The sequence below is a fragment of the Polynucleobacter sp. AP-Feld-500C-C5 genome (genome assembly GCF_018882265.1).
GTDB lineage: Bacteria > Pseudomonadota > Gammaproteobacteria > Burkholderiales > Burkholderiaceae > Polynucleobacter.
The window spans coordinates 244,172-268,607 of record NZ_JACVOW010000020.1 but is presented as its reverse complement, the minus strand read 5'-3'; the positions used below and the strand labels follow the sequence as shown (position 1 = coordinate 268,607).

At 44.8% G+C, this 24,436-nt stretch carries 29 protein-coding genes; 22 read left to right on the top strand and 7 right to left on the bottom strand.

Annotation, left to right across the window (positions count from 1 at the left end; translation table 11 throughout):
• The first annotated feature begins 59 nt into the window (after nt 1-59).
• The 5 genes from ICN21_RS04910 to ICN21_RS04890 all read left to right on the top strand — a co-directional run bounded on the left by ICN21_RS04910 (nt 60) and on the right by ICN21_RS04890 (nt 5,012).
• On the top strand, nt 60-950 hold the full coding sequence (locus tag ICN21_RS04910) for a TauD/TfdA family dioxygenase (protein ID WP_215295588.1): 891 nt from the start codon (nt 60-62) through the stop codon (nt 948-950).
• Nucleotides 951-964: 14 nt separating this feature from the next.
• Nucleotides 965-1,924 carry a tripartite tricarboxylate transporter substrate binding protein gene (locus ICN21_RS04905; protein WP_215295587.1) on the top strand — a complete coding sequence of 320 codons (960 nt, stop codon included), beginning with the start codon at nt 965-967 and terminating at the stop codon, nt 1,922-1,924.
• A 270-nt stretch (nt 1,925-2,194) separates the two neighbouring features.
• On the top strand, nt 2,195-3,238 hold the full coding sequence (locus tag ICN21_RS04900; RefSeq protein WP_216177079.1) for an alpha/beta hydrolase: 1,044 nt from the start codon (nt 2,195-2,197) through the stop codon (nt 3,236-3,238).
• A gap of 30 nt (nt 3,239-3,268) precedes the next feature.
• Nucleotides 3,269-4,249, top strand: a complete 981-nt coding sequence (locus ICN21_RS04895) for a tripartite tricarboxylate transporter substrate binding protein (protein WP_215318684.1) — start codon at nt 3,269-3,271, stop codon at nt 4,247-4,249.
• 4 nt (nt 4,250-4,253) lie between these two features.
• Nucleotides 4,254-5,012, top strand: coding sequence for a class II aldolase/adducin family protein (locus ICN21_RS04890; protein ID WP_215295579.1), 759 nt, complete (start codon nt 4,254-4,256; stop codon nt 5,010-5,012).
• A gap of 27 nt (nt 5,013-5,039) precedes the next feature.
• Here ICN21_RS04890 and ICN21_RS04885 read toward each other — a convergent pair whose 3' ends face one another.
• Complete coding sequence (locus ICN21_RS04885) at nt 5,040-6,044, bottom strand: 2-hydroxyacid dehydrogenase (RefSeq protein WP_216177077.1); 1,005 nt, start codon at nt 6,042-6,044, stop codon at nt 5,040-5,042.
• A gap of 85 nt (nt 6,045-6,129) precedes the next feature.
• Here ICN21_RS04885 and ICN21_RS04880 point away from each other — a divergent pair, with 85 nt between their 5' ends.
• Genes ICN21_RS04880 through ICN21_RS04870 form a run of 3 tightly spaced genes read left to right on the top strand, consistent with a single transcriptional unit; the run spans nt 6,130 to nt 9,499 of the window.
• Nucleotides 6,130-7,095: a tripartite tricarboxylate transporter substrate binding protein gene (locus ICN21_RS04880; protein ID WP_216177075.1), complete on the top strand. Its 966-nt coding sequence runs from the start codon at nt 6,130-6,132 to the stop codon at nt 7,093-7,095.
• 3 nt (nt 7,096-7,098) lie between these two features.
• Nucleotides 7,099-8,169, top strand: a complete 1,071-nt coding sequence (locus ICN21_RS04875) for an isocitrate/isopropylmalate dehydrogenase family protein (RefSeq protein WP_216177073.1) — start codon at nt 7,099-7,101, stop codon at nt 8,167-8,169.
• Between the two features lie 52 nt (nt 8,170-8,221).
• On the top strand, nt 8,222-9,499 hold the full coding sequence (locus ICN21_RS04870; RefSeq protein ID WP_216177071.1) for an alpha-hydroxy acid oxidase: 1,278 nt from the start codon (nt 8,222-8,224) through the stop codon (nt 9,497-9,499).
• Between the two features lie 17 nt (nt 9,500-9,516).
• Here ICN21_RS04870 and ICN21_RS04865 read toward each other — a convergent pair whose 3' ends face one another.
• On the bottom strand, nt 9,517-9,864 hold the full coding sequence (locus ICN21_RS04865; RefSeq protein WP_216177069.1) for an HNH endonuclease: 348 nt from the start codon (nt 9,862-9,864) through the stop codon (nt 9,517-9,519).
• Nucleotides 9,865-9,922: 58 nt separating this feature from the next.
• Between ICN21_RS04865 and ICN21_RS04860 the strand changes: the two genes are divergently transcribed.
• The 3 genes from ICN21_RS04860 to ICN21_RS04850 are packed head-to-tail and all read left to right on the top strand — an operon-like array spanning nt 9,923 to nt 11,894.
• A complete protein-coding gene (locus tag ICN21_RS04860; protein ID WP_216177067.1) occupies nt 9,923-10,192 on the top strand; it encodes a TIGR03643 family protein in 270 nt (89 codons plus the stop codon).
• Nucleotides 10,189-11,724 (top strand): cryptochrome/photolyase family protein, encoded by a 1,536-nt coding sequence (locus ICN21_RS04855; RefSeq protein WP_216177065.1) that lies wholly within the window; start codon nt 10,189-10,191, stop codon nt 11,722-11,724. Before ICN21_RS04860 ends, ICN21_RS04855 begins: the two co-directional genes overlap by 4 nt.
• Before the next feature lie 8 nt (nt 11,725-11,732).
• Nucleotides 11,733-11,894: a DUF2256 domain-containing protein gene (locus ICN21_RS04850; RefSeq protein ID WP_216177063.1), complete on the top strand. Its 162-nt coding sequence runs from the start codon at nt 11,733-11,735 to the stop codon at nt 11,892-11,894.
• 62 nt (nt 11,895-11,956) lie between these two features.
• On the opposite strand, the gene ICN21_RS04845 is transcribed toward ICN21_RS04850, so the two are convergent.
• Nucleotides 11,957-12,652: an SDR family NAD(P)-dependent oxidoreductase gene (locus tag ICN21_RS04845; RefSeq protein WP_216177061.1), complete on the bottom strand. Its 696-nt coding sequence runs from the start codon at nt 12,650-12,652 to the stop codon at nt 11,957-11,959.
• A gap of 62 nt (nt 12,653-12,714) precedes the next feature.
• On the opposite strand from ICN21_RS04845, the gene ICN21_RS04840 reads away from it, so the two are divergent.
• The 4 genes from ICN21_RS04840 to ICN21_RS04825 all read left to right on the top strand — a co-directional run bounded on the left by ICN21_RS04840 (nt 12,715) and on the right by ICN21_RS04825 (nt 14,815).
• Entirely contained in the window at nt 12,715-13,140 is a 426-nt protein-coding gene (locus ICN21_RS04840; RefSeq protein ID WP_215318665.1) for a thiol-disulfide oxidoreductase DCC family protein, read from the top strand.
• Nucleotides 13,137-13,691 (top strand): chalcone isomerase family protein, encoded by a 555-nt coding sequence (locus tag ICN21_RS04835; protein ID WP_216177059.1) that lies wholly within the window; start codon nt 13,137-13,139, stop codon nt 13,689-13,691. Before ICN21_RS04840 ends, ICN21_RS04835 begins: the two co-directional genes overlap by 4 nt.
• Nucleotides 13,691-14,239, top strand: a complete 549-nt coding sequence (locus tag ICN21_RS04830; RefSeq protein ID WP_215318661.1) for a DUF3833 domain-containing protein — start codon at nt 13,691-13,693, stop codon at nt 14,237-14,239. Before ICN21_RS04835 ends, ICN21_RS04830 begins: the two co-directional genes overlap by 1 nt.
• A gap of 87 nt (nt 14,240-14,326) precedes the next feature.
• Nucleotides 14,327-14,815, top strand: coding sequence for a cupin domain-containing protein (locus tag ICN21_RS04825; RefSeq protein WP_215318659.1), 489 nt, complete (start codon nt 14,327-14,329; stop codon nt 14,813-14,815).
• 90 nt (nt 14,816-14,905) lie between these two features.
• On the opposite strand, the gene ahpF is transcribed toward ICN21_RS04825, so the two are convergent.
• A complete protein-coding gene (gene ahpF / locus ICN21_RS04820) occupies nt 14,906-16,486 on the bottom strand; it encodes an alkyl hydroperoxide reductase subunit F (RefSeq protein ID WP_216177057.1) in 1,581 nt (526 codons plus the stop codon).
• A 103-nt stretch (nt 16,487-16,589) separates the two neighbouring features.
• Nucleotides 16,590-17,153 carry an alkyl hydroperoxide reductase subunit C gene (gene ahpC / locus ICN21_RS04815; protein WP_215295565.1) on the bottom strand — a complete coding sequence of 188 codons (564 nt, stop codon included), beginning with the start codon at nt 17,151-17,153 and terminating at the stop codon, nt 16,590-16,592.
• A 219-nt stretch (nt 17,154-17,372) separates the two neighbouring features.
• Between ahpC and ICN21_RS04810 the strand changes: the two genes are divergently transcribed.
• Both ICN21_RS04810 and ICN21_RS04805 read left to right on the top strand, forming a co-directional pair.
• Nucleotides 17,373-18,023, top strand: coding sequence for a hypothetical protein (locus tag ICN21_RS04810; RefSeq protein WP_216177055.1), 651 nt, complete (start codon nt 17,373-17,375; stop codon nt 18,021-18,023).
• 110 nt (nt 18,024-18,133) lie between these two features.
• Nucleotides 18,134-18,658: a phasin family protein gene (locus tag ICN21_RS04805; protein WP_216177052.1), complete on the top strand. Its 525-nt coding sequence runs from the start codon at nt 18,134-18,136 to the stop codon at nt 18,656-18,658.
• A 26-nt stretch (nt 18,659-18,684) separates the two neighbouring features.
• On the opposite strand, the gene ICN21_RS04800 is transcribed toward ICN21_RS04805, so the two are convergent.
• Together ICN21_RS04800 and ICN21_RS04795 are read right to left on the bottom strand one after the other, a co-directional pair.
• Nucleotides 18,685-19,584 (bottom strand): histone deacetylase, encoded by a 900-nt coding sequence (locus ICN21_RS04800; protein WP_216177051.1) that lies wholly within the window; start codon nt 19,582-19,584, stop codon nt 18,685-18,687.
• 20 nt (nt 19,585-19,604) lie between these two features.
• Nucleotides 19,605-19,979, bottom strand: coding sequence for a DUF2237 family protein (locus tag ICN21_RS04795; RefSeq protein ID WP_216177049.1), 375 nt, complete (start codon nt 19,977-19,979; stop codon nt 19,605-19,607).
• Between the two features lie 149 nt (nt 19,980-20,128).
• Between ICN21_RS04795 and ICN21_RS04790 the strand changes: the two genes are divergently transcribed.
• From ICN21_RS04790 to ICN21_RS04770, 5 genes are all read left to right on the top strand, one after another.
• The gene (locus tag ICN21_RS04790) at nt 20,129-20,563 is read left to right on the top strand and encodes a DUF2452 domain-containing protein (protein ID WP_215318649.1); all 435 of its coding nucleotides are present in this window, start codon (nt 20,129-20,131) and stop codon (nt 20,561-20,563) included.
• Between the two features lie 35 nt (nt 20,564-20,598).
• A complete protein-coding gene (locus tag ICN21_RS04785; protein WP_216177047.1) occupies nt 20,599-21,579 on the top strand; it encodes a zinc-binding dehydrogenase in 981 nt (326 codons plus the stop codon).
• Nucleotides 21,580-21,776: 197 nt separating this feature from the next.
• Nucleotides 21,777-22,634 carry a metal-dependent hydrolase gene (locus ICN21_RS04780; protein ID WP_216177045.1) on the top strand — a complete coding sequence of 286 codons (858 nt, stop codon included), beginning with the start codon at nt 21,777-21,779 and terminating at the stop codon, nt 22,632-22,634.
• Between the two features lie 27 nt (nt 22,635-22,661).
• The gene (locus ICN21_RS04775; protein WP_216177043.1) at nt 22,662-23,405 is read left to right on the top strand and encodes a transporter substrate-binding domain-containing protein; all 744 of its coding nucleotides are present in this window, start codon (nt 22,662-22,664) and stop codon (nt 23,403-23,405) included.
• A gap of 10 nt (nt 23,406-23,415) precedes the next feature.
• Nucleotides 23,416-24,387, top strand: coding sequence for a Bug family tripartite tricarboxylate transporter substrate binding protein (locus ICN21_RS04770; RefSeq protein ID WP_370624048.1), 972 nt, complete (start codon nt 23,416-23,418; stop codon nt 24,385-24,387).
• Nucleotides 24,388-24,436: the final 49 nt, after the last annotated feature.

Below are 24,436 nucleotides of genomic sequence, written 5' to 3'. Positions count from 1 at the left end.
TCTTGAGAAGTTAATAATTAACTATTCTTTACTCGTGAAGCGGTAAAAATGGAGACAAAATGAGCCTGGTGATAAATCCCCAAAATCCTACAAATCCAAATTTTGTTGGTGTGGTCAGTGGAATAGATTTGAGACGCCCTTTGGATGAGCAAACTATCAAAGCTATTGATGATGGTATGAATCAATATGCAGTATTGGTTTTTAGAGATCAACCGCTAACACAAGATGAGCAGATTGATTTCTCGATCCAGTTTGGGCCTCTTGACTCAGGACTGCGCAAGGCTACTGGAGCGCCAACGCGCTTTAAGTATGATCAGCTCATTGATATCGGCAATGTTGCAATGGATGGTTCTGTTGCTGATAAAGATAATAAAAAACTCATTGGCGTTCTTGCAAACCAGCTATGGCATAGCGATAGTTCATTTCAAGACCTGCCAGTGAAATATTCAATGCTATCAGCCGTAGTCGTTCCTGATGAGGGAGGGCAAACGCAGTGGGCAGACCTCAGGGCTGCTTGGGATGATTTGCCCGAATCAACCAAACGACATGTAGAAAAAAGAACGGGATGGCATTCTGCTTTTCATTCACGAATTCTCTTGGGTGATAAGGATTACACACCAGAGCAACTTTCTAAATTTCCACCAGTTGAGCGCCCCTTGGTTTGTACTCATCCTGGTTCTGGTAGAAAAGTTCTCTTTCCTAGTGTTCATATATCCGAGGTGAGTGGTATGTCTGTTCCTGAAGGTAGATTATTGGTAGCGGAATTGATTGAGCATGCAACTCAAGCGAAGTATGTCTATGCGCATGACTGGCGTCCTGGAGATTATGTAATTTGGGATAACAGGGCTACTCTTCACCGCGGTACTCGCTATGATTTATCCATTCGAAGAGATTTAAGAAGAACGACAACTCTGGAGCGAGAATTAATGACTGCGACTGCTGAATCATGAAAAGTGTAATCTCTATGTCAACTATATTGAAGACACTTCTTGTAATTACTTTCATTTATTCACATTCATCTTTTGCGGATGTATATCCATCCAGACCCGTAAAGATGATTGTTCCATTTGCTCCTGGATCCGCTTCGGATACGGTAGCTCGAAGTGTTGCTGATAAATTAACGCTTGCTATGGGGCAGCCATTCCTAGTTGAAAATCGTGCTGGGGCTGGAAGTACTATCGCTAATGATTATGTAGCTAAGGCCGCTCCCGATGGTTATACCCTCCTGATCTCTACAGCAGCATTACCAATTGGCGCTAGTGCATATCCAAATTTGAAGTATGACACGGCAGCCTTTACTTCAATTACCGTTTTTACAAACTCCGCTCTAGCCCTGGCAGTAAACCCAGACTTTCCTGCAAAAAATGCCCGAGAGTTTATTGAGTATGCAAAAGCTAATCCAGGAAAAATAAACTTTGGGTCACTAGGTATGGGCACCTCTCATCACGTCACTGCTGAGAAGTTGAAGTTAGATGCCGGCATTAATATGGTTCACGTGCCCTACAAGGGCTCTGGACCAGCGCATCTAGATCTTATGGGTGGACAAATTCAGGCTATGTTTGATAATTTAGTCGCACTGATGCCGCATTTTAAAAGTGGAAAATTGATTCCTATTGCTGTTACTACATCCAAGCGCCACCCACAGTTACCAGATGTTCCAACCCTGTCTGAGGCTGGGGTAAAAGGGTTTGAGGCTGTTGCGTGGTTTGGGATTGTTGCCCCGCCAGGGACGCCCAAAGATATTGTTAATAAATTAAATATCGAGATTGTAAAAATCTTAAATACGCCGGAGGTTCGTCAGCGCTTGATCGATGGCGGATCGGAGGTGATTGGCAATTCACCAGACGATGCCGACCGGTTTCTAAAATCAGAAATTAAAAAATGGGGTGTAGTTGTACGTTCGGCGAAAATAAGCGCTGAATAATCAAATCATCCTTGCTGAGTAACAGGTAAGTTAACTAATTACGATGTTTCCCTAAGCAAGAACCCGCTTCGGCGGGTTTTTTATTGCCAATCTACTCCACCAAATATCTACTACGTTGCACTCACTTGTCGGTATAGGTGGTGCTCATGGACTCTGAGTCCACTATCCTGAGCTAAGGTATAGTCAAAATATGGTGAAAGCCCTGCTTGTCAGAAGCCGAGGGTCATGGCATCGTATAAAACATATCAATAAAAAGTATCAGGAGACGTAATGAAATCAAGTAAACAGTTATTCCTTGGTCTACTCGCTTTTTTGGGTTTTTCTCAGGCTTTTGCTGCTGGCAAAATCGAGATGAATGAATACATGATTCAGAGTGATACCCCTGGTATTTCTCTGTATGTCCGCAATAAGCATTTAGCGGGAATGAAAAAGTTTTCCCCTGAAAAAACATTGCTTTATGTACATGGCTCAACTTATCCCGCAGAGACAGCGTTTGACTTATCTTTAGGTGGCACATCATGGATGGAATACATCGCTGCTAGGGGGTATGACGTTTGGCTAGTTGATTTGCGTGGCTATGGCAAATCGACCCGTCCACCAGAGATGGATCAACCTGCTGAGCAAAATCCACCGATAGTCCGTACCAATGTTGCCGTCGGTGATGTGTCTAGTGCCGTAGATTACATCTTGAAGAAGCGCAACATTAATAAGTTGAATTTACTTGGATGGTCATGGGGTACCACCATCATGGGTAAGTACACAGCTGAAAATAATCAAAAGGTTAACAAGTTAGTGCTGTATGCACCGCAATGGTTACGTCAAGGCGGTGCGCCATTAACAGACAAAGGCGGTCCTTTAGGCGCATATCGTGTCGCTTCGGTTGCCGATGCCAAGAATCGTTGGTTGACTGGTGTGCCAGAGAGTGCCAAAGCCACATTGATTCCAGATGGCTGGTTTGAGAAGTGGGCTGCAGCCACCTTTGAAACCGATCCTTGGGGAAAAACACAGAGTCCTAAAAAACTGCGTGCACCCAATGGTACCGTTCAGGATGCACGTGAGTTCTGGACAGCAGGTATACCGGTTTATGAGCCTAAAGATATTCGTGTGCCAGTCATGCTGGTTCACGCAGAGTGGGATGCAGACCTACCAAGCTACATGATGTATGAGTACTTTACTAAGCTAGAAAATGCACCATACAAAATCATGTTGCAAATCAGCGAAGGTACTCACACCATCATTATGGAAAAGAATCGCATGTTGATGTTTACTGGTGTCCAGGAGTTTTTGGATAGTACATTTAAGCCAGAAAAATAAATATCAATATAGAAACTATTTGGGGGCATCGTGAAATTGAATTGCTTAATAAAGTTTTTTGGACTTGTCTTTTTAGCTAGCAATGCCATAGTAGCCTTAGCTGCCTATCCTGATAGACCCGTCACGATCATCATTGGCTTTCCGCCGGGCACAGGGACAGACACTGTGACTCGCATCATGGCTGATCGACTCTCTCAGCGTATGGGTCAGCAGTTTTTAGTAGATAACAAAGTAGGTGTTGCTGGCAGTATTGGTGCGGGCATTGCAGCGAAAGCGAAACCAGACGGCTACACCCTGTTGGTGAGTGCATCTGCACCCATGTCAATTAATCCGCATATCTATAAGAATCTGACTTATAACCCGCTGACTGATTTCACGCCGATTGGCATGTTGGTATGGTTGCCGTATCTGATGGTGGTCAACCCCAATGATCCTGCCAATACCTTGCAGCAATTTTTGGCAAATGCGCAAAAGAGTTCAACTCCAGTGAGTTATGGCTCAACTGGTAATGGCGCAACTAGTAATTTAGTGATGTCAGTTTTAGCTAAACGAGCTGGCGTTGAAATGACTCAGATTCCTTATAAAGGAAGTAGCCAAGCGCAAGCAGATGTGATTGGTGGGCAATTACCTGTGACCTTTGATACGCTTTCTTCTAGCATTGCAATGGTGAGGGCTGGTAAGTTAAAGCCTCTTGCTGTAGCGACTCTGAAGAGGACAGAACTTGCTCCGGAAATACCGACAGTAGTAGAGCAGGGCTTTCCGGGCTTTGAAATTGGTGCTTGGCTCGGCCTCTTTGGTCCGCTAGGCTTGCCCCCTGCGATTCAAAAAACCTTACTCAATGAAATCAATGCAATCTTGCAAGAGCCTGAAACTCGTGCCAAGTTAGCTAAGAGTGGCGCTGAGGTGCGGATGTCAACTAACTCGGGTGAGTTTGCTCTATTCATAAAAAATGATAATGAAAATACCGGTAAGCTGATCCGTGATTTCAATATCAAACCAATGGAGCAATGAAGTAATGACTAAGAGTAATTATGTTGTCTCAGCTGCAGAACGCCAGGCACGCGTTGATTTAGCCGCTTGTTACAGACTGGTTGCTCATTTTGGAATGAGTGATCTGATTTATAACCACATCACTGCCAGAATTCCAGATAGTAAAGATGATCATATTTTGATTAATCCTTATGGATTGATGTACAACGAAGTTACCGCTTCTAATTTAGTCACGATTAATTTAGATGGCGAAGTAATTTATAACCCCAATCCTGATTTTGGTATTAATCAAGCAGGATATGTAATTCATAGTGCGGTGCACCGTGCAAGAGAAAATGTCAGCTGTGTCATTCACACGCATACACGGGCTGGTATGGCAGTCTCTGCTATGGAGTGTGGCCTTTTACCAATTACGCAAACATCCATGCGCTTTCATGGTATTAGTTATCACGACTACGAAAGTGTTGCGATAGATCTTGATGAGCAAACCCGTTTGGTGGCGGACTTGGGTGATCAAACCGCCATGATCTTGCGGAATCATGGTTTGCTAGCAGTAGGGCCTAGCGTAGCGCAAGCATTTAATACCTTATATTGGTTGGAGATGGCCTGCAAAGCTCAGGTGGATGCACTCTCTTCAGGAGTGAAGCTCACCATGCCCTCAAAAGAGGTGATAGAGAAGACGCATCATCTCTATCAGCCAAACGTCAGAAGGCCTTTTGGTGAAATGGAATGGCCTGCCATGTTACGTATTGTTGAAAAACTAGATCCTGGCTACAAAAATTAATCCAGTACCTCAGTAAGCTCAAAACCGCTAGAACACAACCTCTACTAGTGGTTTTTGATTGATGAAGTTTTGAATATTCTGCGTGACCGATTCGATACGTCTCGCATCGAGATCATCCGTCCAGCTGGCAGTGTGTGGCGTCATGATGACATTGTCGAGTTCATGAAACGGAAAGGCCGATGGCTGCATCTCTAAGTTTTCAGTGCTGGCATATTGATACCAAACATCAAGAAGAGCACCACCAATCTGACGATGCTTCAGGGCTTGATAAATAGCCTCTTCATTAATAATAGGACCTCTAGCCACATTAATGATGACACCTGTTGGCTTCATCTTTTTTAGCGTACGTTCATTAATCAGGTCTCTCGTGCTGTCACTAAGAGGCGAGGTGATGAGGATATAGTCACTCTCAGAAAGTAATTCATCAAGATGTGAACTGTCTTTCCACCATGCCAGTCTTGAGTCTTGCTTAGGGTTACGACTAATGGCCAGAAACTTCATGCCAAAAGGAGTGGCTAATTCAGTAACACGCTTTGCGATGTGGCCGTAGCCTATAAAACCAATGGTTTTATGCTGAATTTCACTATGCTTCTTACCTCGCACAATTGATCCGCCGTAAGTCCAGCGACCTTGACGTAGCTCGCGATCCATTAAGCGCATATTGACAGCAAACTCTAAGATGCCGAGCATGACATATTCAGCGATTGGCTCAGAGTGTTGGTTGGTGTTGCAGACCTTGCAGCCCGCTGGTAGCCAATCTGGATGAAGCCATTCCATTCCAGAAAATGGTACCTGAATTAACTGTAATTGCTTGCCAGCCCTAATGAGATCTTCAATCAGTTGCTTATCTTTTGAATAGGTCAGCTCTGCTGTTACTACCAGAATGCTGGCTTTAGATGCTAAGTCAAATAGCTCTGCTTTGGGCTGTTCAATAGTCCAATGTTGTATTGCCCACTGATCTCCAAGTACTGCGCTGAGTGGGTCAAGGAAGATCTTGCCGTACTCTCCAACAATGAGAATATTTTTGCTCATATTTTTTTACTTAATGGATGACTTAAATATACAGCAAGCCCTAAATTCAGTTATCCTAATTTTCTATCAAGATACGAGTGCACATATGAAGCGCCGCAATTTTTTAGGTTTTTCGCTAGCTCTGTCTCTGCCATTTTCTGTGAGGGCACAGGCATACCCCTCAAAACCCATTCGTTATATCGTTCCTGTTGCGGCAGGTGGTGGTAACGATATGATTGCACGGGTCGTTACTGAGCGCTGGGGGCGAGTTTTGGGACAAACTTTTGTAGTGGAGAATCAAAGTGGTGGGGGTGGAGTCATTGCCTCTCAGGCCACCATGAGAGCGCCGCCTGATGGATATACCTTGATGCAGGGTTATGTGGCCACTCATGGTACAAATCCTGCGACAAGAAAAGTTCCTTATGACCCTATTAAGGATTTCACGCCGATTGGGATGATTGGTGCGACCCCAAACGTCTTGATTGTGAATAGTCAGGTTCCAGTCAAGAACATGAAAGAATTTATCGACTATGCGCGCAAGAACCCAGGGAAGTTAAGTTACGGTACTGCTGGTCAGGGATCTTTGACACATATGACCATGGAATTGTTTAAGCAGGAAACTGGTCTTTACATTCTGCATATCCCATATCGTGGCATTGCCCCAGCGATTAACGATCTATTAGGCGGTCAAACGCAGACTATGTTCCCAGGCCTAGCTGCGGCTTTGCAATATATACAAACAGGCAGGGTCCGTGCATTAGCGGTTACGGGATCAAAACGCAGCTCAGTCTTAAAAGACGTCCCCACTATGGAAGAGCTCAGTTTTAAGGGTTTTGACGCAATGCAATGGTATGGCACGGTAGGCCCTGCTGGAATTCCATCGGATATTGTGAAGCGTTTAAATGAAACGCAAATTGCTACACTGAAGTTACCGGAGATGCGGGAGAAGTTATTGATTGAAGCAGTTGAGCCTATGCCGATGTCTCCTGAACAATTCGGTCAATTTATTAAAAATGAAACTAAGCGATGGACTGCCTTGGCAAAAGCTCGCAATATTCAATTGGAAGAGTAGGTCATGTCGAAGAAATTAAGAGTTGGAATTTTAGAAGGCGATGACATTGGTCATGAGATTGTGCCGATTGCAGTAGAGGTCGCCAAAGCAGCTGCAAAACTGCATCAAGTGAATATCGAGTGGGTGCCTTTACCCATTGGGCGTCGCGCGCTCGATACTCATGGCCATACTCTGCCACCTGAAACTTTAGAAACTCTCCATACTCTGGATGGATGGATCTTGGGTCCGATTGGGCATCGTGCTTATCCAAAGCAGGCTAACGCCATCAATCCCCACCCAATTTTGCGTAAGCAATTTAACTTGTTTGCAAACGTGAGACCAACACGTTCTTACCCAGATATTGGGTGTCTTCGTGATGATATTGATTTAATTATTGTTCGTGAAAACAACGAGGGCTTTCAGCCAGATCGCAATATGTTGGTAGGTAATGCAGAGTTTCGTCCAAGCGATGAAATGACTCTGTCTATGCGCGTGATTACCAGAACTGGTAGCAGTCGCGTTGCCCAAGCAGCCTATGAATTAGCGCGTCAACGCAAGAAGCATTTGACCTACGTCCATAAAGATACAGTCTTTAAACTAGGTTGCGGTATGTTTGTTGAGGAGTGTAAAAAACTAGCACCAAAATATCCAGATGTTCTCGTTGATGATGTGATTGTTGACACTATGGCAATGCGCTTAGTGCGTGACCCCCAAAACTTTGATGTGATTGTGACTACGAATATGTTTGGCGATATTTTGTCAGACGAAGCTGCAGGTCTGGTTGGCGGTTTGGGAATGGCCCCAGGTTTATGTATCGGTGATGGTGATGTGGTGATGGCGCAGGCTACTCATGGATCAGCTCCGGATATCGCAGGCAAAGGCATTGCCAATCCATACTCCATGATTGAATCAACTCGCATGATGTTTGATTGGCTTGGCTATAGCCGGAATATCAAAGAGGCTGTAGCGATGGCAAGATCGATGTCAGAGGCAACTACAGTAGCGCTTGCTAATCCAAATGCTAGAACCGGGGATATCAATGGCAAAGGAAATACTGCATCTATGGCAAAAGCAGTATTAGAGGCTTTGAGGTAATGTAATACAGTGGTTGAAATACCTGTAGCTCAAAAAATAGGATGGAGGAGACATGAGCAATCGCAAGGACCGAAATGAACAACGTAGACAGCTCTTAACATGGCTTGCAGCCAGCCCCTTGTTTGCCCTTAGCGCTAATCAAGATTTGTTTGCTCAAGAAGCAAAAGATCCTAGAGAGTTAATCAGAAATTTCACGAAGCGACCAGACCCCATGATTTGGGCGCCAAATACTCCTTTGGATCTGATATCCAATCCAAAGGAAGCAATCAATGTTTTTGATTTTGAACCAGTAGCATTTACGAAAGTGCCTCCAGCACACTTTGCTTACATGGCATCTGGCATTGATGATGAGGTGACATTAAGAGCAAATCGCACTTCATTTCTAAAGTACCAATTACGTCCTCGTCGTTTACGCGATGTGAGTCAAATTGACACCTCTATTACGCTTTTTGGAACTAAGTGGAACTCTCCCATCATTATTGCCCCAACTGGTGGCAATAAGGCATATGACCCAGAGGGAGAGATAGCCGTTGCGAGAGCAGCGAGAGCGGGTGGTTTCTTAAATATCCTGTCAAATGCTGGAGCCTCCACAATTGAAGACGTCATCGCTGCTCGTCAAGGTGAAGTTTGGTTTCAGTTATATGCAACTTCTAGCCCTGCAGTCGCTAAGCAAGTTATTCGACGGGTTGAAAAAGCTGGGGCACCTGTTTTAGAAATTACTGTTGATCGTAATGGCGGAAGAAATCAAGAAACTTTTGCCCGTCTTAAGAAATTGGATCCGCGAAATTGTGCAGGCTGCCATGTGCATGGCTTTGGCAGTGCGCAAGAAAGACCAAACTATGATGGTATTGATATGACTGGCGTCAGGATGACCTCTTCTAATATGACTTGGGAATTTATTAAGCAGGTGCGCGACACCACCAAAATGAAAATCATCATCAAGGGAATTTTGACTGAAGAGGATGCGCAACTTTGCCTCAAATATGGCGTTGATGGAATTCATGTATCAAACCATGGCGGCAGAAGTGAAGATGGTGGGCGCGGTTCGATTGAGTGTTTGCCTGAAGTTGTCAAAGTGGCAAAAGGTAAGGTACCCATTCTATTTGATAGTGGTGTACGTCGAGGTAGCGATGTATTTAAAGCAATGGCATTAGGAGCGAATGCAGTTTGTGTGGGTCGTCCTTATCTCTGGGGTTTGGGTGCTTTTGGACAACCCGGCGTAGAGCGTGTCATGGAAATTTTGCAAACTGAATTTAAATCAACCATGCAGCAGATGGGTGCCGCTAATATTGCCGCTATTCAATCATCTATGGTGATGAAAGAGAGCTAATTTAGTTGAAGCCTTTCTTATGAGGTTTTAATACGCGCGCTTTTGCGAGTTTTCTCATAAAAGTGGTTGGGCTTGGATTTGACCCAACGAATAAATCGCTGCATTTCAGGATGCTCTTGTAGATTACTAGCAGTATTGAATTGCATGGCTAGCTCAGTTTCAGTAAATAAAGCATGAATCTGCCGATGACAAATGCGATGCAGATATTCCGTAGTCTTGCCGCCCTTCGATTTGGGTACTAGATGATGAGCATCTTTTTGTGATTCCGGGATAGGGCGGTCACAAATAGGGCAGACAGTTTCCAGTACCTTTTGGAGTGGCTTGGGCTCCAAAGAAATGAGTTTCTGACGAATTTTTCCAAGCATGAGTATTTGGGTTTGGTGGGGTCATGCCAGTTTATTAAATAAGTCTTAAACTTGCACGGTGGCAAGATTCTCTCCAAAAACACTCTCTGCTCCTGATATATCTCGTCTCATTGAGATGGCTTGGGAGGACCGTACTCCGTTTGATGCGATTGAGCAGTCATTTGGCCTCTCTGAATCTCAAGTGATTCAATTAATGCGACACGAGCTCAAGAGAGCTTCATTTGAGCTATGGCGTAAGCGCGTGACAGGTCGATCTACGAAACATGTCGCTCTGCGAAGCAAGCTAGTGGACCGTGCTTATTGCCCAACCCAATATAAAAATAAATGACATCCCCTAAAAGGCTGGTCTTGATTCTGGGGGATCAGCTGGATTTAAAGAGTGCAGCACTTCACAACTTTCATCATGAAACCGATGAGGTATTCATGGTGGAGTCTATGCATGAGGCTCAATATGTTTGGTCGCATCAGGCCAAAATTGCTTTATTTCTATCGGCTATGCGGCACTTTGCCCAGACTTTGAAAAGCTTGCATTACCCAATCAGCTACATCAAAAGCACCCCTTTATCTATTGTTGATGCCTTAAAAGAGAAAATACAGCAAGAGAAAATTACCCATCTCATTTGCGTCGAGCCAGGCGAATGGCGCTTAAAGCAGGAGATTGAGGCATTAGCCAATGAGCTTGGATTGCAATTGGAGATGCGTGAGGATGAGCATTTCTTCTGCTCCCATCAAGAGTTTAATGATTGGGCGGCTGGTAAAAAAGAATTGAGGCTCGAGTACTTTTATCGCTTGATGCGGAAGACCCATCAAATTCTGGTGGATGCTGATGGTAATCCAGAAGGCGGTCAATGGAACTTTGATCAAGACAATCGTAAGCCCTATCCCAAAAAAGGGCCCGGCATCATTGAGGAACCCATTCTGTTTGAGCCAGACACCATCACTCAAGAGGTGATTGCATTCGTCAAGAAAACCTACCCAAAGCATCCTGGCTCACTAGAGGCATTTCGTTGGCCGGTAACTCGAGAGCAAGCTCTAGAAGCGCTGAATTATTTTGTAGATTACCGTTTGCGAAACTTTGGTGTCTTCCAGGATGCTATGTGGATTGATACGCCATATGGTTGGCATTCTATGCTCTCGAGCTCCCTGAATCTCAAGCTCCTTAATCCCCGCGAGGTCATTTCTGCTGTTATTAATGCTTGGAAAAAGTACTCCCTAGATTTATCTACAGTCGAGGGCTTTATTCGCCAAATTTTGGGGTGGAGAGAATTTGTTCGAGGGATGTATTACTTGGATATGCCAAAGATGGCTCAGGATAATTATTACCAGCATCAGAGGTCTTTGCCTAAGTGGTATTGGTCCGGCCAAACCAATATGGCCTGCATGAAAGATGCCATTGGTCAGACTTTGAGGTATGGATATGCTCATCATATTCAGCGCCTGATGGTGACCGGTAACTTTGCTCTGTTGGCTGAGATCCTACCCTCACAAGTCTGTGACTGGTATTTGGCAATTTATGTTGATGCTATTGAATGGGTAGAGTTACCGAACACCGCTGGCATGGCCTTGTTTGCTAACGGTGGACGCTTTACGAGTAAGCCTTATATTGCTAGTGGAGCCTACATCAAACGCATGAGCAATTACTGCGGCTCCTGTCAATACAAGCCAGATGTTCGCTTTGGAGATAATGCTTGCCCAGTCACGACCCTGTACTGGAATTTCTTAATCAAGCATCGCGATCAGTTTGAGGCAAGCCCACGAACGCGTTTAATGACAGCAAATCTGAAAAGAATCAGCGATGAAGATCAGAGCTCGATTACAAAGCACGCAAAGCAGTTGTTAAATCACTTGAATGATCTCTAGGGTTTGTTATGAGCACTTCCTTTAAAGGAAATAAGAGCTATTTGCCAAGCAAGATCTGTGTTGTTTGCAAAAAGGAAATGACCTGGAGAAAGTCATGGGTAAAAAATTGGGATTCAGTGAAATACTGCTCTGATGCCTGTAGAAAAAAGGGAACTAAAAGTCAGGTGTAGTAGTCAGGTGCAGTACTCAGGCATAGTAGTCAAATGTAGCCGAGCCTGATCACCTTTGACTTTTACCAAGGTAGCTTTTCACCTGAATAAGAAATAAAACTGCCAGAATCCTCTTTTTCAAGATTTTGCATCACTGTAAACATATCGGACACCGCATCTTCTGCGGGTCTCCCAATTTGCTCACCCCGAAAAGGCTTTGAAAGGCTGGAATTGACAGTGCCTGGATGCATAGCAATGAGTGCAGCATTGGGTTTGGTGCGAGCAAGCTCAATGGACGCCGTTTTAATCAGCATATTCAAGGCTGCTTTAGAGGCTCGATAGCTATACCAGCCACCGAGACGATTATCTTCAATGCTACCAACCTTGGCAGATAAGGTAATCAGAATAGAATTTTTTGGATCCAATAGTTTGGAGAAATATCGAATGCTTAAGGCGGGACCAATTGTATTGATTTTGAAGAGCTCAATGAATTGTTCGGCATTGAGGTCATCTATTTTTTTCTCCGGCATCCAGTCTTTGCTGTGCAATACACCAATGGTATTGATGATCAGTTGAAAGGGTCCTGCTGCTACTAGCGCATTAGCGGAAGCTTCGATAGATGCCGGATTTTGATAATCAAGCGGATGCTCTGAATGACGGTGAATACCCACAACCCCTGAGCATGAGGGGTTATTTTTGAGGAGCTCTACAAAAGCTGACCCAATCGTGCCAGATGAACCAATGACCAGAGCGCGAAAGGGGTTAGGGAGTATTTTCAAAAGGGGTTTTAATGACGACTGTGCTGTAAGCTAGTTTAGTCAATAAGTCTTACACTTGCTTCATGGCTCATGATTTACAAAAACTCACTCTGTTTTATGATGGCGCGTGCCCTTTGTGTCAGGCGGAGATATTGTTTCTTAATGGGCGTAACCAAGCTGGTTTACTTGGCTTTGTCGACATCAATTCAGATCGCTATGACCCATCAGCCCTCGGCGTGTCATGTGAACAAGCACTAGCTGCTATGTATGGTCAATATGCTGACGGCTCATTAATTAGTGGCGCGGTTGTTTTTCCAGAGGCATATCGCAGAGCTAATCTTCCTTTTCTGGCCTGGTTGTTTTCCAGAAAGATCGTGCAGCCACCCTTGCGCCTAGGTTATCAATTTTTTGCTAAGCATCGCCATGCGATTTCACGAATATTAGGTCCAGGTGCATTGCGACTAGTCAATGCCACATCTAAAAGTAAGAATGTATCAGGCGCCTTATGAAAGTCCAAACCCTATTCATCCAACTGTGTGCTCTTGCCTGTTTATTCAGTGCCAATAGTAATGCCCGAGAGTTGACCTATATTAATGAAGCCTTGAATCCTGCCAAACTTCAGGGCAGCGGCAAATTAACTTGGTGGGGCTTTCATATTTATGATGCCAATTTTTATCGAGGTGCAAGTACTAATGCTTCGGCATTTGCACTGGACTTGCGGTATCAAAAATCATTCACTGGTGTGGCAATCGCTAAGAGATCAGCGGATGAGATGAAAAAGCTTGGTGTACCAGATACACAGGCACAGGCTTGGGAAAAACAATTGGCCACCTTTATGCCAAACGTGGAGTCAGGTCAAAATCTCACTGCAATTTACGCACCTAACCAGGGAACTACTTTTTATTTCGAAGGAAAACCCCTTGCGCAGATTCCGGGAGCGGATTTTTCTAAAGCTTTTTTTGGTATTTGGTTAGATCCTAAAACGAGTGCCCCTAAACTACGTGAGCAACTACTTGGGCAGAATTGCCCACCACCCCTTTTCCAAGAGGCTTGTCCATAATGAAATCATTCTTTAGCAAATTCAGTGTAGCTATCCTTTGTGCCAGCTTCTTGCTGGGTTGCGCTGGCCCAAAAGTATCTCAATACGCTAATGAAAAGCCCGTATTGGATTTGAGTGAGTATTTCTCAGGCACTATTGATGCGTATGGCATCTTCACCGATCGCAGTGGAGTAGTGGTTAAACGTTTTACGGTATTGATTCAGGCCAACTGGCAGGTCGTCGATGGTAAGAAAGTGGGTACTCTAGATGAAAGCTTTGAATACTCTGATGGCACAAAGCAGAAACGCATTTGGAAGCTAACCGAAGTTGCTCCTGGAAAATATACTGGTAAGGCAGATGACGTAGTAGGTGAGGCCAATGGCTCATCTGCTGGGAATGCTCTCAACTGGGCATACACCTTAGCTTTGCCAGTTGATGGCACCATTTACCATGTTCAGTTTGATGACTGGATGTATCTCGTAACACCAAAAGTCATGATCAATAAAGCCCAAATGAGCAAGTTTGGTATCAATCTAGGCGAAGTCACGCTGAGTTTTTATAAACGTTAGGCGTAATCCCTTAGAGCCTTCTGTATAAGCCCATGCTAGATTAATCCTCGTAATTCACATCACATAAAAATTATTTTGGAGATATAGATGAAAAGACTTTCTTTAGCAATACAAATCTTCGCTATGGCGGTTCTGAGCTTTGCATCTCTGCATGTCTCCGCACAAGCCGCTGCTAAGAATTTTGTGATTGTCAAACCCGATCAAGTGATGTGGGGCGATTTGCCTGCAGGCGTGAAGACTGCAGTGTTATTCGGTGATCCTAGTAAGCCTGGAATGTATGTCGTTCGTAATATCTTTCCTGAGGGCATTATGAGTTCACCCCATTCTCATTCTGAAGATCGTTTCGTTACAGTCATCAAGGGAACTTGGTATGCAGGCACTGATGCTAGTTGGGATCCAGCGACTACGGTTGGCTTGCCAGCCGGTAGCATGATGTTTCATCCTGCAGGTGTAGTGCATTTTGATGGTGCTATGAAGGGGGCTACAGAGATCCAAATCATGGGTATGGGCCCAGTGAGCACAACTCCTGTATATAAAGATGCACCCCGTTTTGGAATGCCTCGTAAGCTAAATTAAGTTTTTCATCACCCGGAAAGACAAAACCCCAGAAATTGCTCTGGGGTTTTTATTTGCTGAGCTCGGGTCGACTCAGAACCTTACATTTACCTAGGCAGCAATTTTGCTGGGTACCTCTTCACTAACGGAGTGCCGAATCAGATAGTCAAAGGCTCCCAGTGACGCTTTGGCACCTTCACCCATGGCGATAATGATTTGCTTATAAGGAACGGTAGTGCAATCTCCCGCAGCAAATACGCCAGGCACTGATGTTTCTCCTTTTGCATCCACGATGATCTCACCACGAGGCGAAAGATCTAAAGTGCCTTTGAGCCATTCACTATTTGGCAACAAGCCGATTTGAACAAAGATGCCTTCCAGCGCAAGAGTTTGCTCAGCATTGCTAATGCGATCCTGATAACGCAGGCCATTCACCTTGCTGCCATCACCCAACACTTCTTTTGTCAAAGCGCTTTTAATGACGGAGACGTTAGGCAGGCTAAATAATTTCTTTTGCAACACGGCATCAGCCCGCAATTGGTTATCAAACTCAATCAGGGTAACGTGACTAACAACACCAGCTAAGTCAATCGCGGCTTCAACACCCGAGTTGCCACCGCCAATCACTGCTACACGCTTACCTTTGAACAGAGGGCCATCACAATGTGGGCAGTAGGCGACACCTTTGTTGCGATATTCTTGTTCGCCTGGAACATTCATTTCTCTCCAACGTGCACCGGTGCTGATGATGACAGATTTGCTTTTCAATACCGCGCCATTAGCGATCTCTACTTCAATGCCATCGCCTGTCTTACGCAAAGCGCTGGCACGTTGTAAGTTCATGATGTCCACTTCATAGTCTTTCACGTGCTGCTCTAATGCTTGCACGAGCTTTGGTCCCTCGGTATGAGATACAGAGATAAAGTTCTCAATACCCAAGGTATCCATGACTTGACCGCCAAATCGTTCGGCAAGAATGCCAGTGCGAATGCCCTTACGCGCCGCATAGATTGCAGCAGCAGCACCAGCTGGGCCGCCACCGATGACTAGTACATCAAAATTATCCTTAGCATTGAGTTTGGCTGCATCCTCTTCGGCACTGCCAGTATCGAGTTTGGCAATAATCTCTTCTACGCCCATACGCCCTTGACCAAATACTTCGCCATTGAGGATAACAGTGGGGACAGCCATGATTTGGTATTGATCTACCAAATTCTGATAGATGGCGCCATCAATCATTTCATGCTCAACATGAGGATTGAGGGCTGACATTAAGTTCAAGGCCTGAACCACGTCAGGGCAGTTATGGCATGACAAAGAAATAAAAGTCTGGAAGCGGAACTTTCCATCTAGCTTGCGTACACGCGCAATGATGTCCTCTTCGACTTTAGGCGGGTAGCCACTGGCTTGCAAAATTGCCAAGATAAACGAGGTCATTTCATGACCCATTGGGATGCCCGCAAAAGTAATGCGTGCGTCTTCACCAGTCTTACTGACAGTAAAGCTAGGCACGTTTGCCGCTTTACCATCCGTCTTGACAGTAATTTTGTCTGATTGCTCAGCCACTTCATTTAAAAGTTCTAGCATCTGGACGGCCGCAGGGCTTTCATCTAAGCTGGCTGTGAGCGTAATTGGAGCAACGATTTTTTCGAAGTATGCTTTTAATTGGGTTTTGATATTGTCATCTAACATGGTGCATCCTTTATTTCAATTTCAGTGAGTCTATTGGGCAGGATCTGATCCTCTCCAATAGACTCTCCGGAGAGAGTCTGATTGGTTATAGGGTGAGATCTATTTAGATCTTGCCTACGAGGTCCAAAGATGGAGTCAAAGTCGCTGCGCCTTCTTTCCATTTCGCTGGGCAAACTTCGCCTGGGTGAGCTGCTGTGTATTGAGCAGCTTTGAGCTTGCGCAATGTTTCAGAGACATCACGTGCGATTTCATTGGAATGAATTTCAGCAGTCTTGATCACGCCTTCTGGATTGATAACGAATGTGCCGCGCAATGCCAAGCCTGCTTCAGGAATGTGTACGCCAAATGCATTGGTCAGTGTGTGAGTTGGGTCACCAACCAAGGGGAACTTGGCTTTACCAACTGCTGGGGAAGTTTCGTGCCACACTTTGTGTGAGAAATGAGTATCTGTTGTAACGATATACACTTCAGCGCCTAATTTTTGGAATTCAGCATAGTTATTAGCCGCATCTTCAATTTCTGTTGGGCAGTTGAATGTGAATGCTGCTGGCATGAAAATCAAAACTGACCACTTACCTTTGAGAGATTCATCAGTAATAGTGACAAACTTACCGTTGTGGAAAGCTTCGGTTTTAAATGGTGCTACGGTGGTGTTGATAATAGACATAGTGCTCCTCTTGTTGAATAAGTTGGTTTAATCAAACTGCTAATGTTTTGACAACGGAGTCCATTCTAGGGGCTATCTGTATATTTGTATAATGAATAATTTAGATATAAATAATCGATTTTATTGATAATAAAACATCGTCATAATGCAATCCGCAGATAATGGCATCCTGAGCGCCTAAATGCCTATTTCAACGTCTTTTGAAAGATCTTTCTCGACATGCCAATTCAACTTACGGCTTTCATCCGGTTTATTTCAGTAATTGCCTGTGGCTTATTGCTGCTAACAGGCTGCCAATCGACCGGTAAGGATGGCAAGCCGCTGACTCAAGCTGAAATTCTTCAGAAACGACAGGCAACTCTCCAGATGGCTAAAACGGGTCTGGATGCTTTGATCAAACAAAACCCTAAAGTAAAAGAAGATATTGAAAAGGCACCGGGCTATGCCGTCTTTAGCACGACCAATGTGAATGTTGTCTTGATCGTAGTGGCGCGGGGTGAGGGCGTCTTATATGACAAACGTCGCAAAGAGCCAGTATTTATGCAGGCTTTAAAAACAGGTGAAGGATTGGGTGCAGGCTATCAAGATCAATATCAAATTGTGGTTTTTAAAACGACTGCAGCAATTGACCAATTTTTATTAACATCGATTGACGGGCAAAAAGGCGGTATCGATGTGGATGCTAATTTTTCAGCAGGCTCTGGTGGAACGATTCGCTCTTTCAACCCAGATATCACCTTTTATACAGTTGGTCTCTCCGGCTATGACTTGCAGGCTAACTATGGCGGCACCTTATATCTAGTGGATCAGCAGTTGAATGACGCCGCTACGCTCAAGAGCCTGACGAGTAAGGTCCCCGCAGCAAAATAAGCACTAAAGCCTATGCTGGGATCTACTGGTATTTCTCTATAGCAAGACCCCAAAACGAGAGTAGATTGGTGTCAATATCCATCGCGTCTCTCTCACTGAAAGGGGTTGTTATGAGCAAAAGTCCACAAAAGGCTATTGATGCAAGTAGGGTTGTCGGTCGCGTAGCCATGGAGAGTGCGCAAGCGATTGCACAAATCAATCAAAAGGCTACTGAAGAGTTTGCAGGGCTTATTCAGAAACGGGTTGCTGAGTTAATGAAAGCTCAGGATCCTAAAACAGCTTTTGACTTTGTTCATGCTGAAGTGTTGCAAGATGCTGCTAAAGAGGTGGCTCATTATCACCAACAGCTACTGGATGTATTGAGAAGTGGTAATAAAGAAATGGCAGATATCGCGGAAGTGATGATTCAGGATTCCAAGACGGACCTCATTCATTTTGTGAATGATGCTACTAACAATGCACCCGCTGGTAGTGAAGCGTATGTTTCGGTATTTAAAACCTCGTTTAATAACGCTCTGCAAAACTTCGAATTAGTCCGTGCTGCTATGGCAGATTCATTTAGTCATTTTGAAAAAAGCGTCGAGAGTATGACTAGTTTGACGACTGCTCAAGGTGCTTCCAAGAAGAAGTCTTAGAAGGGGTGTTCAAAACAGCCCTGACGCTAATATTGCTGTTGGAAGTGAAGTGCGGTTTGGATGGTTTGAAAATGAATCTCGACGGTAGATTCGATTTCCTTACCATAACCACCAGCCATCGAGAATGCCAGGGGTATTTGTTTATCTAGGGCGTATTGAAAGATCGTTTCATCTCTGAGACGCATACCTATTTTGCTGAGCTTGAGTCTGCCCAAGCGATCTCCTTCATGAGGATCAGCTCCTGCAAGGTAAATAACAAAGTCTGCTTTAAAGCGAGAGTCTAATTTGTCGAGGCATTGATTGAGGGATTGAAGATAGATTTGATCATCGCATCCATCAGCAAGACCCAGATCAAGATCGCTACTTTCCTTTTTGAAGGGAAAATTATTTTCTCCATGTATCGAGAGAGTAAAGATAGAGGCATCGTGCTGAAGAATAGATGCGGTGCCATTACCCTGATGAACATCTAAATCAATAATGGCGATCTTGAGGTGCGGGCTGATTTCTTTTTGGAGTGTGCGAGCGGCAACTGCGGAGTCATTAAATACGCAAAACCCGCTGCCAAGATTACGGTAGGCGTGGTGTGTGCCTCCAGCAAGATTCCCAGACATGCCCTCACCTATAGCAGTCTTTGCTGCAGCGATAGTGGCCCCTGCGGAACGTCGTGAGCGTTCCACCATTTTTTCGCTCCAAGGAAAGCCAATCTCTCTTTGCTCTTCAGGACTCAGTTTGCCCTCGATGACTTTCAGAAGATAGCTCGGGTCATGTGCATAGAGAAGTTGTGTATCGCTTGCGGCAGGTGCTTCAAGTAACTCCAGCTTAGCAAGCGAGCCGACTAAATCCCGCAAGCGGGAATACTTCTCCATTGGAAAGCGATGTCCCGATGGCAGTGGTAATACAAAATGGTCTGAGTAATAAGCTTTCAAAGACGCTTTCTAGGAAGTCTCTAAATATCGCTGGAATATTGCTCTAGAAAATCTAGGGATACTTTTTCTAAGGCTTTGATGTTGGTGCTCTCTAATTTAATTAAAGGTGCACAATGAGCCTCTACTGCTTCGAGCCAGCGGTTGATGCATAGACACCATTGGTCTCCTGCAACAAGACCAGGAAAGCGATATGCAGGCATGGGTGTAATGAGATCGTTGCCACGGCTGAGGCTAAATTGCAAAAAGTCATCATTCACAATTGCGCAGACTAGATGACTACCCACATCCTCCAAGTTGGTTTTGCAACATCCATCCCTCAAGAATCCGGTTAGAGGATCAAAAGAACAGGGAACCAAGGGCTGCCCTAAAACGTTAAGGGCGACATCATTACTCATTAATTCTTTCCTTATTAGTGTTTGTAGCTGCTGTATTCAATAGCTTGCTTTACCTCTCGGCAAAATTTCCCTTTTTGTGTCACACTTTCTCGGTCAATATCGCTGACTAAAACCAATTTTGCAGTAAAACCAGATTTCACGGGCAAGCAATGAGAATCGAAGACACCGACCCAGCAAGACACGCGGGTATCGAATACCCAATGGAGGTTGGCGCCCCTGTTTTCGCCCCTATCAAAGTAGTCGAAGAAAAAGATAAAGCAGTAAATGTGGCACGTCAAAATGCCAAGCAAGAGTACGAGCGCATCATGGAGCAGGCTGAGGTGTTGATGAAGCAGGCGAGGGCCTTGCAGGCAAGGCTCGATGCAACAGAGATGGTGCACAGTGCAAAATTTAGCTTCAATCCCATTCATGGAAAAATTTACCACCTGTATTACGACAGCAGAAATTCAACGAACGTTTTGATACAGAATGGACCTAAAGAGTGGAGCTGTGGCATTCCGGATGGTTGGACATATGCCATGGCAGTGAAGAAGTTGGGAGACAGTACTTGGGCAGTGATAGAAGAAAACGCCCTTGTTGTATGATATTTTTTCTCATAACAAATACAAATAGGTGACATGTGACAAAAGCAAGAGTAGTGAGTCTGGATAAACTGGGTGGCGCAGACGTCATTCAAGTGATTGATAAAGAATTACCTCCACCAGCAAAGGGCGAAGTGCAGATTCGTCAGACAGCGATTGGATTTAATTTCATCGACATTTATCAGCGCTCTGGTTTTTACCCGCTTGAATTACCTACGGGTCTTGGTCATGAGGCTGTTGGTGTGGTTGAGTCTTTGGGTGAGGGTGCCACTGGTTTAAAAGTAGGCGACCGTATCATGTATATGAATGCAGGTATTGGTGCATACGCTAGTGCACGCAATGTCGCTGCTGATAAATTAGTCCCAGTGCCCGACAATGTTTCAGATGAAGTTGCTGCTGCAGTCTTCTTTAAAGCTATGACTGCTCAATACCTTGTGCAAAAGACTTACAAAGTGAAAGCCGGTGACATCGTATTGGTACATGCTGCTGCTGGTGGTGTTGGCCAAATTTTGGCTGGCTGGGCAAAAGGTTTGGGTGCTTTTGTGGTCGGCACAGTTGGTTCTCAAGCAAAAGTTGCTGCAGCTAAGGCAGCGGGATGTGATGCTGTTGTCGATTACTCCAATGCCAATTGGGTGGAGGAAGTATTGAAGGCGACCGGTGGCAAAAAAGCCAATGTGGTTTATGACTCTGTGGCTAAAGATACCTTCTTAGGCTCTTTAGATTGCGTAGCCCCTTTTGGTACGCTTGCACTCTTTGGTGCCGCTTCCGGTCCTGCCCCTGAAATTCAGCCAGAGATTCTTAATAAAAAAGGTTGCCTATTCTTAACAAGACCATCAGTGTTTCCTCATAACGCGACTCATGCGTTGTTGCAAGAGAACGCTAAAGCGGTATTCGATGCCATTGCTAAGGGTTATGTCAAAGTGCAGATCGGTGCGAAGTTCCCACTAGAGCAGGCGGCTGATGCACATCGTGCCGCTGAAGGCAGAAAAGTATCTGGCGCCATTGTGATGATTCCTTAAGTGGAAGTAGAAGTTGATTAGCACAAGCCCCGTTCTTACGGGGCTTTTCATTTGTATCAAAGCACGCTTGTCACAAAAATACAAAGTATTTGGCCCTAAGAATTGGTGCAGTGCCGTATAAGAGACTTGCTCAGCCCTGATACCCAATTTCGGATATAGTTTTCTTATTCACATAAAAGATCTTAGGAGACAAAACCATGGGAAGCGCTTCATTTAAGAAAACGATTGCAAATGCTTTATTACTGCCAATATTTTTGGTTGGCAGTAGCCTTGCTTTGGCTCAAACTGCTACAAGCGCAGGCGCACAAGGCAAGACAGAGCTTTTATGGTTCGGTCAGGCCGGTTTTCGGATTAAGTCTCCTCAAGGCAAGATGATTTTGATTGACCCGTGGATTACTGGCGGACCAAAAACTCCCCCACAGTACAAAAATGATTTAGCTGCAATTGGCCCAATTGATTTGGTATTGGTAACTCATGCGCACGTAGACCATATTGGTGATGCACCCGCAGTAGCTAAAGCAAATAACACTAAGTTGTACGGACCTGCTGATATGGTGACACCATTAATTACATTAGGGATCTTGCCTGCTGATCTCGGCTGGCGTTTTAATAAAACTGGTCGTGTAACTCCATTGCCAGGTGTAAAGGTAACTGCAGTTCAGGCTGAGCACTCCTCTTTGTTGGTCTGGAAAAATCCGGCTACTGAAAAGATGGAATCACATCCCGCAGGCGAAGCAATGGGCTACATCATTGAACTTGAAAATGGTTTCAAGATTTGGCATATGGGCGATACCGGTTTATTTAGCGATATGAAGTTCATCAGCGAACACTACAAACCAGATTTAGTGTTGATTCCGATTGGTGGTAACTTCACTATGGCACCGGACGATGCGGCTTATGCATTAAAAACTTGGATCAAACCTAAGATGGTGATTCCAATGCACTACAACTCCAATCCGATGACAAAAGGAACGCTTGCTGAATTCCAGGCGGCGATGAAGGGAAGCAATATCAAGATTGTTCCGATGACAGAAGGTGAAACAGTCCAGTTTTAAATCGCATTCATAGCAGATAGGATTTTCTTGAATTTCATCTCGCCTGAAGTGAGGAGTCAACTTGCTCCTCACGGCGTTCTCTCGGCCGCAGTCTATCTTGGAAACTTTTTGCTAGTGACTGGGCGCTCACATTCGGGTGAGCCTACTGGCATCGCCCCAGATATCTGTCGTGAGATTGCCAAACGCTTAGATGTTGAGCTCAAACTCGTTGGTCTTGAAACTCAGGATGAGGTGGTTGAATCTGCTGCCAGTGGAAAGTGTGGAATTGTATTGTTGGGCTCAGATCCTGCGCGCGCTAAAAAAGTGACCTTCACGCCTGCCTACGTTGAGTTGGAGGCAACCTATCTGGTATTGGACAATTCGCCTATTCACAATGTGTCACAAGTAGACCGGCCAGGGATCCGCATCGCCTCTTTTTTTAAGAGCGCCTACGATCTTTGGCTGCAGCGTAATCTGCAACATGCCACCTTGGTTCATGCTGACAGCATTCAAGCAAGCAATGATTTATTTGTGAATGAAAAGCTCGATGCATTAGCAGGCTTGAAAACAGGTCTCATAACTGCCGCTCAGAAAATTCCTGGATTACGGGTTCTCGATGGCCAATTTACTGGAATCCAACAAGCGATTGCAACCCAGAATGCCAATCATGAGGCAGTTCAATTTTTAACTGCCTGTGTAGAGGAATTTATTAGTACGGGTTTGGTCGCTAATTTGATTCAGAAATATCAAGTACAGGGTTTGGCACCCGCACCCCTGAATCAATCTTCTTAAGAAATTGAACGTGAAAAAAATTGCACTAGCCTGTGTTCTGGGATTAACGTTTTTGAGCGCTCAACTTGCTTGTGCGCAAGGAGCAAATTACCCCAATCGTCAAATTAAAATTATTTCACCGTTTGCTACTGGTGGAATCGCTGATGGTTTCTCACGCATCATCGCGCAAGCATTAAGCGAGTCTTATGGTCAACCAGTAATTGTTGAGAACAAGACGGGTGGCGGTGGCAATATTGGCGCTGACTTTGTTGCCAAGTCTCCAGCTGACGGCTACACCTTAATTATGGGAAGTATCGGTACGCATGCAGTTAATCCTTACCTCGTAAAAAATATGCCGTACGACCCGCTGAAAGATTTTGTTCCAGTAGTTTTTGTTCTCGATGCTGAAGGTTTGTTGGCTGTTAACCCAAGTCTTCCGGTGAAAAATGTGAGTGAGCTGATTGCCTATTTAAAAGCGAACCCAGGAAAAGTATCTTATGGTTCAGGGGGTATTGGAACTGCTAGTCATTTAGCAGGAGAGCTTTTTGTAATGACTGCTAAGGTAGACATGACGCATATTCCGTACAAAGGAAATGCCTTGGCGATTACCGATTTAATCGGTGGGCAAACTCAAGTCATGTTTGCAACCATGCCCACCATTCTTCCATATGTGAAGAGTGATAAGTTGCGGGGCTTGGCAGTGACTGGTGCCACTAGAGATCCATCAATGCCCGATTTACCGAGCATTAGCGAAACCCTTCCCGGTTTTGATGTTAAAAATTGGATTGGTCTATTTGCGCCAGTAGGAACGCCACCCGCTATCGTCAAAAAACTGCATGATGATGTGAGCAAAATTATGCAGCAGCCAGCGGTGCAAAAAAAGTTGGAGTCTGAGGGTGCCAAGTATTACGCTATGACACCTGAAGCATTTGGGGCCTTCCAAAAGAAAGAGTCAGCCCGCTGGGGGAAAATTATTAAAAGCGCAGGTATCAAGCCAGAATAGCGTTTTAGGCATTTAGAGACTTGCCGTTAAACTCCGCTTATAATCTCGT